The following is a 12,529-nucleotide window of genomic DNA, read 5'->3' on the forward strand; positions in this document are numbered from 1 at the left end:
AATCAATAAAAAATTGGTATCAACAAACTTGGCACACTATTGAGTTCTCAAACAACAGACACACCCGGCACCACCCAACCAAACGGTTCAGGATCGCTCCGGAGCAACTTTCCAAACTTACCCGCTGACTTCTCACTTGTCAAACCGGCGTCCGCGACGATCTGCACCGTGAGGCTTGATTGTCGGTTTTTCCGTCTGACTCCGTGGAGCAGCGCGGAAATAAACTCTACCACCACTCTTCCCAGATGGCCAACCCGGCTTCGAGACTCACACGGGGCAACCGGTGCCGGCCGCGAGAAGGCCCGGAACCACAAGGATTCCGGGCCTTCACGAAAAGGACTACCGCAGCAATCAGCCCGCGGCTGATGGTCCCGGCTTGAAGTACGCGGCGCCGAGCGGCGGCAGCGTAACGCTCAGGGTGGCCGGCTGTCCGTCCTGTCCCTCATCCGTCGCCTTCAGCTCGCCGTTGTTCAGCACGCCGGAGCCGCCGTAGGTCGTGGCGTCGGTGTTGAGCACTTCCGTCCAGGCACCTGCCTCCGGCACTCCCAGGGTGTAGCCGGCATGCGGCGCCCCGGAAAAGTTGATGGCGCAGACCAGGGGGTTGCCTTCCTTGTCCCAGCGGATGAACGACAGCACGTTGTTGTCTGCGTCTCCCCCGTTGATCCACTGGAAGCCGCCGGGCTCGTTATCGCGGGCGTACAGAGCCGGCGTGGATGCGTAGAGCTCGTTGAGGTCCTTGGTCAGCAACTGCAATCCCTTGTGCGCGGGGATGTCGGCGAGCCACCAGTCGAGCCCGTGCTGTTCGGACCATTCCGCTTCCTGGCCGAACTCCGTACCCATAAAGATGAGCTGCTTGCCCGGGTGGGCCCACTGGTAGGCGAAGAAGGCACGCAGGTTGGCAAGCTGCTGCCAACGGTCGCCAGGCATCTTCCGGAGCATGGAGCCCTTGCCGTGGACTACCTCGTCATGGCTGATGGGTAGCAGGAAGTTCTCAGTGAAGGCGTAGACCAGGGAGAACGTCACGGTGCCGTGGTGCCACTTGCGGTTGATGGGCTCCTCGGAGGCGTACTTCAAGGAGTCGTGCATCCAGCCCATATTCCACTTCAGGCCAAAGCCCAGGCCACCGTGGGCAGTGGGCGCGGTGACGCCGGGGAAGGCCGTTGACTCTTCGGCGATCATCACAGCACCGGGATGCGTCTTGTACACGGTGGCGTTGACTTCCTGGAGGAAGGAGATTGCTTCCAGGTTTTCCCTGCCGCCGAAGCGGTTGGGCCGCCACTGTCCCTCTTCGCGGGAGTAGTCCAAATAGAGCATGGAGGCGACGGCATCCACGCGAAGGCCATCAATGTGGAACTCGTCCAGCCAGTAGAGGGCGTTGGCCACAAGGAAGTTGCGGACTTCGGTACGGCCGAAGTCGAAGATCAGCGTGCCCCAGTCAGGGTGCTCACCAAGGGCCGGATCAGCGTGCTCGTACAGTGGCTCGCCGTCGAACTGGGCCAGGGCCCAGGCGTCCTTGGGGAAGTGCGCGGGCACCCAGTCCAGCAGGACTCCGATGCCGGCCTGGTGGAGTGCGTCCACCAGGTACCGGAATTCGTCCGGGTGCCCGAACCGGGAGGTGGGGGCGAAGTACGAGGTGACCTGATAGCCCCACGATCCGCCGAAGGGGTGTTCAGCCACCGGCATGAATTCCACGTGGGTGAAGCCAAGCCACTTGACGTAGTCCACCAGTTCCTTGGCGAGTTCCCGGTAGCCGAGCCCCAGCTTCCATGAACCGAGGTGGACTTCGTAGACGCTCATGGCCGAGTTGTGCGGATCCCGCTTGGCCCGGGCTTCCATCCATTCGTCGTCCTTGAACGCGTAGGAGGGCTCAACGACCCGTGAGGCCGTCAGCGGCGGAACCTCGGTTCCGAAGGCGAGCGGGTCGGCCTTCTCCACCCAGTGGCCGGACTTGGTGCGGATTTCGAATTTGTAGCACGCCCCTGCTACAACCCCGGGAATGAAGACTTCCCATACGCCGGAGGAGCCGAGGGAGCGGAGCGAGTTTTCGCGCCCGTCCCAGGCGTTGAAGTCACCGATGACGCGTACAGCCTGGGCGTTGGGCGCCCAGACGGCAAAGGACACGCCGTCCACGTCCCCCAGGGACGACTTGTAGTGCTGGACATGGGCGCCCAGCACTTCCCAAAGTTTTTCGTGCCGGCCTTCACCGATGAGGTGCAGGTCAACTTCGCCGACGGTGGGCAGGTAGCGGTAGGGCTCGTCCACGGTGACCGGTTCAGCATCAGGGTAGGTAACGGCCAGACGGTAGTCCGGGACGTGCCCCTGCTGCAGCGGCTCCAGAACGGCCACCCATACGCCGTGGGCTTCATGTTCCATGGGGAATTCGCCGGCCGCGGTGATGACGGTGACGGCTTCGGCCAAATGCTTCACGGTACGGATGGTGACGTGCCCGTAGTCGTCCAGGTGCGCGCCCAGGATGGAATGGGGTGCGTGGTGTTCACCGTTCGCGATCTTGCCCAGGGTGCCTGCATCCACGTGCAGCGGCACCCCCGGACGATCCGTTCGTGCTGAGCCTGTCATTTCATTACCTTCCGATGCTGCCCCGGCTTGGTCGCCGGCGCCGTTACCGCTGAGGAGCCGCCTGGAGGCGTTCACAGGGATCGCCAGCCAGTCCGGCCTGTTCCGCATTTCATAAACTACTTCGTACAGGGCCTTGTCCAGCCACAATGCCACAAACAGGGGCGATTCCCTGTGGACCGTACCCGGAGTGACCTCCGCATAACCGGCGAGGAACGCCTCGGCGCAGTCATCGACCCAGGAGGCCGGCACCTGGGCGCCTTCCTGCTCGCGCTGGGCGGCTCCTGCCGCGTAATCGAAGGACCGCAGCATGCCCACGACGTCCCGCAGGGGAACATCGGGAACGTTCCGCTCCGCGATGGGGCGCAGCGGTTCGCCTTCAAAGTCGAGGATCGCCCACCGCGGCGGGCTTCCTGCCTGTCCGGGGACCTGAAGGATCTGGCCAAGGTGAAGGTCGCCGTGGATCCGCTGGAGCGGACCGGTCGGCACGGCGTCGAGCCCTTGCAGCAGATCGTCCAGCGCTGCGTCATAGGGGCCGACGGCGGAGGCGGCTTCTGCCCAGGCCTGCCGGACGCGCTGGGCTACTGCAGGGGCAATCGCCTTTCCGGGTTCTGCTTCCGCGGTTTGCCCGAGCGCTTCAGCAAGCCGGCGGTGGACCGTGGCCGTGGCGGCGCCGAGGGCCCGGGCCTCGGCCGTAAAGTCCGTTCCGGACCTGGCCGCGTCAACAGCCAGGCGCCAGGCATCCCGTCCGCCGGCCAGAAACTCGTGCGCTACCGCCAGCTCCCCCTGGACGTACCGCGAGCCGGAGCCCGGGCCGTCGGAGGAAGGCCCGCCCTGCTTCAGCCATTCGCCCCGTACCCAGCCCAGGGTGGCCGGCACTTCGGTGGTTCCCGCTGATGTAAGGGCGGCACCTACTTCGACCTCGGGGTTGGTCCCATCCGAGAGCACGCGGAAGAATTTCACAATGGCGGCCGACTCGCCGTCGTCCACAATCACTGAACTGTTGGACTGCTCACCCGAAAGGACCTTGACCACTCCGCGGGCGGTGGGAAGGCGGTGGTTTCCCGGGGTGCGGAACCCGGTGGCGGTGCCGCTGGGCGCCTTTTCCTCGCCGCGCATGAGGTCGAGCCAGCCGCCAACAAAGTCCGGATCGTGCACGGCGTCGTAGACCCATGGCCTGGAGGGATCCATGCCCGCGGCCTCCCCCACCAACGCGCGTTCCATGCCCGCCGCCGGCGCGGGCCTGAAGCTCAAGGGGACCTGGACCACGTCGGTGCGGCGGCCGCCGTCGGGTCCCTTGGTGGTCACTTTCAGGAGGAACACGGCGAGCCCGGCGTGGCCGGAAGGATCCTCCAGCCCCAGGCTGCCGGCCTGGGACAGCTCGAAAGCGGGCGTCTTTACGGGGAACCAGCGTTGCTTCGGAAGCCATTCCTGGAGCAGCGCGGTCAGGGCGGGGGTAAGGATGGGCTGATTCATGTCAGTTCTCAATCGAGAGGATCGGCATTGCCTGCGTATAGGGGGACGAAGGATTGGAAGCTGTCGACCTGATCCTCAGCCAGAAGAAATCGTGGCTGCCCAGGGTCAGCGTCAGCGTCCCGTCCTCGTTGATGCCAGGAAATGGCTGGCCGCCAAACACGTCACGGAGACCGCGCCCGCTGTAATCGGGGATGCGCAGCCTGGCGGCCACTGGATGCTGCGAGAGGTTGAAAGCACACAGAATGGATTCGCCGTCCACCCCCGCCGAGTTACCGGTGGGCAACTCACGGAGGTAAGCCAGCACGGCGTCATGGTCGGCCTCGACATGCTTGAAGGCACCGAGGCCGAAAGCGGGATGGTTCCTGCGCACGCTGAGGATCTGCCGCGTCCAGCGGAGCAGGGATCCCGAGTGGGCGGCCTCGGCTTCGACGTTTGCCATGTTGTAGCTGTAAACCAGCGACTGAATGACCGGCAGGTAGAGCTTTCCGGGGTCCGCATTGGAAAAGCCCGCGTTCCGGTCGGGGTTCCACTGCATGGGGGTCCGGACCGCGTCCCGGTCCTCAAGCCAGATGTTGTCCCCCATGCCGATCTCGTCCCCGTAGTACAGGAACGGGCTGCCCGGTAGCGACAGCAGCAGGGCATTGATGAGTTCAATCTCAGCCCGCGAGTTATCCAGCAGGGGCGCGAGCCGGCGTCGGATGCCGATGTTCGCACGCATGCGGGGATCCGGCGCATACCAGCCCAGCATCGCTGCGCGCTCGTCAGCGGTCACCATTTCAAGGGTGAGCTCGTCATGGTTGCGCAGGAACGTGCCCCACTGGGCGCCGTCGGGAATGTCAGGGGTGTCCTGCATCGTCTCGATGATGGGCGCGGCCTTTTGGTCCCGGAGCGCGTAGTACAACCGGGGCATGATCGGGAAGTGGAAGGCCATGTGGCACTCAGGTGCCTCGTCCGTCCCGAAGTACTCCACCACCTCATTGGGCGGCTGGTTGGCCTCGGCAATGATCACGCGGCCGGGGTAGCTTTCGTCCACCATGGCGCGGAGCTTCCGAAGGAAGTCATGCGTGGCGGGCAGGTTCTCGCAGTTGGTTCCCTCCTCCTCGAAGAGGTAGGGGATGGCATCGGCGCGGAACCCGTCGATGCCCTGGTCCAGCCAAAACCGCACCACGTCGAAGAGGGCGTCGATGACCTTGGGGTTCTCAAAGTTCAGGTCAGGCTGGTGGCTGAAGAACCGGTGCCAGAAAAACTGCCGGCGGATCGGGTCGAAGGTCCAGTTCGATTCCTCGGTGTCCACGAAGATGATGCGGGCGTCCTGGTACTTCTCGTCCGTGTCGCTCCAGACGTAGAAGTCGCCGAAGGGCCCGTCCCGGTCCTTCCGCGACTCCTGGAACCAGGGGTGCTGGTCGGAGGTGTGGTTCAGGGGCAGGTCGATAATGACCCGCACTCCCCTGGCATGCGCCTCGGCAACCAACCGCTTGAAGTCCGTGATGGTACCGAATTCATCCAGGACCGAGTTGTAGTCGGAGATGTCATAACCCCCGTCGCGCAGCGGCGACTGGAAGAACGGCGGCAGCCAGAGGCAGTCCACCCCCAGCCACTGCAGGTAGTCAAGCCTGTCGATGAGGCCCGAGAAATCTCCCGAGCCGTCACCGTTGGCATCCGCAAAAGCTCTGACGAGGACCTCGTAGAAAACGGCTTTCCGGTACCACAGCGGATCGTGCTGCAGGCCCGGCGCATTCAGTTCGAAGGTGCTCTTCGGTGTGAAATGCTGGCCCGAACTTTGCGGATTAAAACTCACTGATGAGTTCTCCTCACGCTCAGGATGTGTGCGGGCTCAACATGCGGATCGAGGCGGACATAGTTGAACTCGCCCCACTCCCAGCTTTCACCGGAGATGAGGTCGTCAACGTGGAAGCCGCCGTTCGCAGTGAGGTCCTGGGGGTCCAGCTCGAGCGCAGCCAGGTCCAGTGCCACACTGCATTCCTTGGTGACATGCGGATCGACGTTGACCACCACAATGATGGTGTCCTTGGATCCGTCGGCGAGGGTTTTGTGCTTGGAGTACACAACTGTCGAATCGTCAGTGCTGTGGTGCACCGTCAGGTTCTGCAGGTCCTGCAGCGCCGGGTGGGTGTGCCGCAATTCGTTCAGCCTGGTGATGTAGGGGGCGAGGGTCCGCCCGGACTGCGCTGCTGCGTCCCAGTCCCGTGCCTTGTATTCGAACTTCTCGTTGTCGATGTACTCCTCGGCCCCTGGCCGGGCAACGTGTTCGTACAGTTCGTAGCCAGCGTAAACGCCCCATAGCGGGCTTGCCGTGGCGGCCAGGGCTGCCCTGATCTTGAACGCCGCGGGCCCGCCGAACTGAAGGTATTCGGTGAGGATGTCCGGGGTGTTCACAAAGAAGTTGGGCCGGAAGAAGGCCGACGACTCGTGGCTGACCTCGTGGAAGTACTGCTCAATCTCCTTTTTGGTGTTGCGCCACGTGAAGTAGGTGTAGGACTGCTGGAAGCCTGCGCGGCCCAGCGCGTGCATCATGGCCGGGCGGGTGAAGGCCTCGGCGAGGAAGACGACTCCGGGAACTTCCTTGTTAACCTGCGCAATGAGCCATTCCCAGAACCACACGGGTTTGGTATGCGGGTTATCCACGCGGAAAATCTTTACGCCGTGGCTGACCCAGAGCAGGACAATACGGAGAATTTCTTTGGAGAGCCCCTCGGGGTCGTTATCGAAATTGAGCGGATAAATGTCCTGGTACTTCTTGGGTGGGTTTTCCGCATAGGCGATGCTGCCGTCCACCCGGGTAGTGAACCACTCGGGATTCGACTGGACCCAGGGATGGTCCGGGGCAGCCTGCAGGGCCAGGTCCAAAGCCACTTCCAGGCCCAGTTCATTGGTCCGTGCCACAAAGGCGTCAAAGTCGTCAAAGGTGCCAAGGTCAGGGTGGATGGCGTCGTGGCCGCCCTCCTTGGCGCCGATCGCCCACGGCGAGCCGGGATCGTTCGGGCCGGCGACCAGGGTGTTGTTGGGTCCCTTGCGGTGCTGGACACCGATGGGGTGGATGGGCGGCATGTAGAGGACGTCGAAGCCCATGGCGGCGACGGCGTCGAGCCGTTGCGCGGCGGTGCGGAAGTTTCCTGAGGTCCAGGTGCCCGTGTTGTGGTCCAGGACTGCACCTTCAGAGCGGGGGAAGAACTCGTACCAGGCGCCGCGGCCGGCCAGGTCCCGCTCCACCAGGAGCGGGTACTGCTGGGAGACGGTGACGAGTTCGCGGATCGGCTGGTGCGCGACAACCCCGGCCACTTCGTGGCTGAATCCGGCCCCGAGGCGCTCCTCGGTGCTGAGGGACGTGTCGGCCAGCCTGTCCGCGGCGCCGCGGAGGACGCCCCTGTCCCACTCACTGCGGGAGCCGTCGTCGGACGCTTCACGGAGCAACGCGGCACCCTCGGAGAGCATCAGCTCGACGTCGATGCCGGCCTCCACCTTCACCTCGGCGTTGTGGTGCCAGGTGCCGTAGCGGTCGTGCCAGGCTTCAATGACGAAGGACCAGTTGCCAGTGTCCGACGGCGTGAGGACGCCTTCCCAGCGGTCCGTTCCCATACCGCGTTCCCCGCGGGGCGGGGCGAGCCTAACGCGCTGGCGTTCGTTACCTTCCGGATCCAGGAGCACGGCACTGACCCCAAGCTGGTCATGCCCTTCCCGGAACGCGGTGGCACCCACCACGATTCCCTCGCCAGGCAGGGCCTTGGCGGGAAACTTTCCACCCTCCACCACCGGCTGCACGGCCGTGATGGGGAAACGTCCAAACCGGAGGCCGTCCGTGATGGGGCCCTGCGGCTTTTTCTCTGATGCGGCAATGGTTCCTGAGTTAGTCGTCACAGGCTCGACGTTAGCGAGAAATGAGCAGGATTGCTAAGCCTGCGCACTAATTTCGCTGTGACCCGTGTCATTTCCTTGACGCCGAGGGTCATTTACCCAAAAGACACGCAATCCTGGTTCCAGCTGCCGATGTTGTCCGTTAGTGTGACGCAGGTGAAGGCAATCCGCAGGTTTACGGTCCGTACAGTCCTCCCCGAACCCATCCGGCCGCTGGTCCGGCTGGCGAGTAATTTGCGCTGGTCCTGGCACCGCCCAACGCGCGAGCTCTTCGCCGGGCTGAACCCGCGGCTCTGGGTGGAGAGCGGTGAGGACCCTGTCGGTTTCCTGGGTTTGGTAAGCCGGGAAGAATTCCAGCAGCTTGCCTCGAACCAATCGGTGGTGGAACGGGTCCGCGCCGCCGAGGAGGACCTTGACCGGTACCTCGAGGAGCCCCGCTGGTACCAAAGCCTGGGCTCGGACGCGCCGGCGTCGATTGCCTACTTCTCCCCCGAATTCGGTATCACCGAGGTCCTCCCCCAGTACTCCGGCGGCCTGGGCATCCTGGCCGGCGACCACCTCAAGGCTGCCTCGGACCTGGGCGTGCCCCTGATCGGCGTCGGATTGCTCTACCAGGCCGGATACTTCAAGCAGTCATTGTCCCGGGACGCCTGGCAGCAGGAAACCTACCCGGTCCTGGATCCGGACGGCCTGCCGCTCACCCTGCTCCGCGAGCCTTCCGGGGACGGCAACGGCCGGCCGCTGCAGATCTCCCTGCCTCTCCCCAACAACCGCCGGCTGCTGGCCCACATCTGGCGTGCCGACGTCGGACGCGTCCCGCTGCTGCTCCTGGACTCGAACGTCCCGGGCAACGACGAAGCCGCGCGCAGCATCACGGACCGTCTTTACGGCGGCGGCGGAGATCACCGGCTGCAGCAGGAACTGCTGCTCGGTATGGGCGGGGTCAAGGCGCTGCGTGCTTTCCAGAAGCTCACCGGGACAGGCGCTCCGGAGGTGTTCCACACCAATGAAGGCCACGCAGGTTTCCTGGGCATCGAACGCATCCAGGAGCTGATGTCCGGGGTTGAGGCCTTGACGTTCGACGAGGCTTTGGCCGCAGGCCGCGCCTCCACCGTTTTCACCACGCACACCCCGGTGCCTGCCGGCATCGACAGGTTTGAGATCTCACAGATCCACCATTTCTTCCAGGCGGGGCTCGCCCCGGCTGTGCCCGTGGACCGGATCCTGGAGCTGGGCCGCGAGAATTACGCCGCCGGCAACCCCTCCGTGTTCAACATGGCCGTGATGGGCCTGCGGCTGGCGCAGCGGGCAAACGGCGTGGCCAAGCTGCACGGCGAAGTGTCCCGCGGGATGTTCTCCGCGCTGTGGCCCGGCTTCGACCACTCGGAAGTGCCCATCACCTCCGTGACCAACGGTGTGCACGTGCCCACCTGGGTGGACAGCCGCATCTCCCGGCTCGCCCGGGAGCAGTTCGGCAGCGAAGCTGAAGCGAACGGCCGCTGGGACCTTGCCTATAACGTCAGCGATGCCGATGTTTGGGAACTTCGCCGCGAGATGAGGAGCGCCCTGGTTGACGACGTCCGCCGCAGGCTGCGGGCGGCGTGGAAGAAACGCGGCGCGGCCGATGCCGAGCTGCGCTGGACGGACAAGGTGCTGGACCCGGACGTGCTCACCATCGGGTTCGCCCGCCGCGTGCCCACCTACAAGCGCCTCACCCTGATGCTGCGCGAGCCGGACAGGCTCAAGGCACTACTCCTGCACAAGGAGCACCCGATCCAGCTGGTGATTGCCGGCAAGTCCCATCCTGCGGACGACGCCGGAAAGAAGATGATCCAGGACCTGGTCCGTTTCACCGACGACCCGGAGGTCCGCCACCGCATCGTCTTCCTGCCCAACTACGACATCGCGATGGCGCGGACGCTGTTCCCGGGCTGCGACGTGTGGCTGAACAACCCGCTCCGGCCGCTTGAGGCCTGCGGAACGTCCGGCATGAAGGCCGCGCTTAACGGTTCGCTGAACCTGTCCGTCCTGGACGGCTGGTGGGATGAGATGTACGACGGCGAGAACGGCTGGGCGATTCCCACGGCCAATAATGACGCATCCCCCGACGAACGCGACGACATCGAGGCCGCCGCGCTCTACGAGCTCCTTGAGACGCAGGTCGCCCCGCGGTTCTATGGCAGCACCGTTTCAGAAGGAGCCGGAGCTGCGGGTCCGTCGACGTCGGGCACGGAGAAGGTGCCCACGCACTGGGTGTCCATGATCAAGCACACCCTTTCGCACCTCGGCCCGGCGGTTTCGGCCGAGCGCATGCTGCGCGACTACGTGAACATCCTCTACCGTCCGGCAGCGGAGGCGGGCCGGAGCGCCGGCGCCAACTCCTACTCCCAGGCCCGGCTGCTTGCAGCGTGGACGGCAAAGGTCCGTTCTGCGTGGCCGCAGGTGCACGTGGAGCATGTGGACTCGGTGGGAGTCTCCGAGGATCCGCAGATCGGCGACACGCTCCAGGTGAACGCCTACGTGGCACTGAACAGCCTCACCCCTGATGACGTCAGCGTGGAGGTGGCCTACGGCCGGGCGGAGGAAAGCGACACCCTCACGGACATCACCGTGGTGGAACTGAAGGTCCAGGAAGACCTGGGCAGCGGCCGCCACCTGTTCAGCGGCTCCCTGGTGATCGACCGCTCGGGGTCCTTCGGCTACACCGTCCGCGTGCTGCCGAAGCATGATGCGCTGGCGTCGAAGGCCGAGCTGGGCCTGATCGTCAACGCATAACAGGCAGGGCCCGAACCACTGCAGGAGGATTCCATGAACGACCGCACTGTGGCAGACCTGATCGTGGAACGGCTCACAACGTGGGGCGTCAACCGTGTGTTCGGGTACAGCGGCGACGGGATCAACGGGTTTATGGGTGCCCTCCGCCGTGCGGAGGGCCGGGTTGAATTCGTTCAGGCGCGGCACGAGGAGACCGCTGCGTTTATGGCGGTGGGCCATGCGAAGTACACCGGCGGGGTGGGTGTGGTCACGTCCACGCAGGGGCCGGGCGCGGTCCACCTCCTCAATGGCCTCTACGACGCCAAGCTTGACGGCGTGCCTGTGGTGGCCATTGTGGGGCAGCAAAGCAGGACGGTGCTGGGGTCGGCCTACATGCAGGAAATTGAGCTGACCGTCCTGTTCAAGGACGTGGCTGCCCAGTTTGTGCAGCAGGTCAGCGCCCCCGAGCAGCTTCCCATGGTGCTGGACCGCGCCTTCCGCACAGCCAAGGCCACTTCCTCGCCGTGCGTGGTGATCCTGCCGCACGACATCCAGTCCGCGCCCGCACCGGAGCTGGAACAGGAACACGGCGTGGTGGTTACGGCCCCGTCCTGGAGCACGTCGGCCAAGACACCCCGGGAGGAAGACCTGGACGCTGCGGCGGCCATCCTCGACAATGCGCAGCGGGTGGCGCTTCTCGTTGGCCAGGGCGCCAGGCACGCGGCCGCGGAAGTGGTGGCTGTGGCGGAGCAGCTGGGGGCGGGCATCGCCACGAGCCTCCTGGGCAAGCCATATATGGACGAGACATTACCCTTCGCCGTGGGCACCATGGGACACCTCGGCACCACCGCCAGCGCCCATCTGCTGGGCAACTGCGATGCGCTGCTGATCGTCGGCTCGAACGATCCCTGGACCGAGTTCTATCCCCCGCCCGGGGCTGCCAGGGCCGTCCAGATCGATATCGACGAGCGGAAGATCGGCAACCGCTACCCCGTGGAAGTGGGACTGGCAGGAGACGCCGCAAACGCCCTCCAGGCCCTTGGCACGCGGCTCAATCAGCGGCAGCGCGGGCAATGGCGGGAGGACGTCGAACAGGAAGTGACGCGCTGGCGGGCTTTGGCCGAAGAACGCGCCGCGGTCCCTGCCCGGCCCGTGAACCCGGAGCGCGTGGTGCGGGAGCTCAACAGCAGGCTTCCGGCCAACGCCCAGGTGAGTGTCGACGTCGGCAGTTGCGTTTACTGGTACGCCCGCCAGCTGGTCCTTCCGCAGGGGGTGCCGGCCCACCTTTCCGGAACGCTGGCCAGCATGGGCTGCTCCATCCCGTACGGCATTGCGGCCAAGCTTGCCCACCCCGGCCGGCCGCTGGTGGCGCTGTCCGGGGACGGCGCCATGCAGATGTCAGGAATTGCCGAGCTGGTGACGGTGGCGCACCGCTGGCGGCAGTGGGAGGACCCCAGGTTCGTCGTCTGCGTCTTCAACAACCGGGAGCTCACCGAAGTGACGTGGGAGCAGCGCGAGTCCGAGGGCGAGCCGCGGTTCCGGGACAGCCAGGAACTGCCTGACTTCCCGTTCGCGGGTTATGCCGAACTGCTGGGCCTCACGGGCATCCGGGTGGACGATCCCGAGCTTCTCGGCGATGCCTGGGAGCGCGCTTTTGCGGCCGACCGTCCGGTGGTGATCGAAGTGCTCACCGATCCGGAGGTTCCCCTCCTGCCGCCCTTCCCGGGAGGCCGGGAGAAGGCGGAGAGCATGCGCAAAGCCCTGGCGGAGGAACCGGGAGGCAGCCGGGCACAGGACCTGCTGGAGACCTATGCGGGGCATGAAGAACGCCGCTAGGGCTGCTGCGGTGATC

At 65.0% G+C, this 12,529-nt stretch carries 5 protein-coding genes; 2 read left to right on the plus strand and 3 right to left on the minus strand.

Going from position 1 to position 12,529, the window contains the following annotated elements:
* Positions 1-351: 351 nt before the first annotated feature.
* Genes AC50X7_RS09690 through AC50X7_RS09700 form a run of 3 tightly spaced genes read right to left on the minus strand, consistent with a single transcriptional unit; the run spans position 352 to position 7,926 of the window.
* On the minus strand, positions 352-4,050 hold the full coding sequence (locus AC50X7_RS09690; protein WP_494978813.1) for a 1,4-alpha-glucan branching enzyme: 3,699 nt from the start codon (positions 4,048-4,050) through the stop codon (positions 352-354).
* Position 4,051: 1 nt separating this feature from the next.
* Positions 4,052-5,848, minus strand: a complete 1,797-nt coding sequence (gene treS, locus AC50X7_RS09695; protein ID WP_494978814.1) for a maltose alpha-D-glucosyltransferase — start codon at positions 5,846-5,848, stop codon at positions 4,052-4,054.
* Positions 5,845-7,926 carry an alpha-1,4-glucan--maltose-1-phosphate maltosyltransferase gene (locus tag AC50X7_RS09700; protein ID WP_494978815.1) on the minus strand — a complete coding sequence of 694 codons (2,082 nt, stop codon included), beginning with the start codon at positions 7,924-7,926 and terminating at the stop codon, positions 5,845-5,847. The genes treS and AC50X7_RS09700 overlap by 4 nt, the downstream gene beginning before the upstream one ends.
* A gap of 153 nt (positions 7,927-8,079) precedes the next feature.
* Between AC50X7_RS09700 and glgP the strand changes: the two genes are divergently transcribed.
* Positions 8,080-10,698, plus strand: coding sequence for an alpha-glucan family phosphorylase (gene glgP, locus AC50X7_RS09705; RefSeq protein ID WP_494978816.1), 2,619 nt, complete (start codon positions 8,080-8,082; stop codon positions 10,696-10,698).
* A 33-nt stretch (positions 10,699-10,731) separates the two neighbouring features.
* A complete protein-coding gene (locus tag AC50X7_RS09710) occupies positions 10,732-12,513 on the plus strand; it encodes a thiamine pyrophosphate-requiring protein (RefSeq protein WP_494978817.1) in 1,782 nt (593 codons plus the stop codon).
* Positions 12,514-12,529: the final 16 nt, after the last annotated feature.

The organism is Pseudarthrobacter sp. Hb11 (assembly GCF_059383655.1).

What these genes read in the sequence shown, in the direction of transcription:
- AC50X7_RS09690 (WP_494978813.1), bottom strand. Translation starts at nt 4,050, where the DNA reads ATGAATCAGCCCATCCTTACCCCCGCCCTGACCGCGCTGCTCCAGGAA.
- AC50X7_RS09710 (WP_494978817.1), top strand. Translation starts at nt 10,732, where the DNA reads ATGAACGACCGCACTGTGGCAGACCTGATCGTGGAACGGCTCACAACG.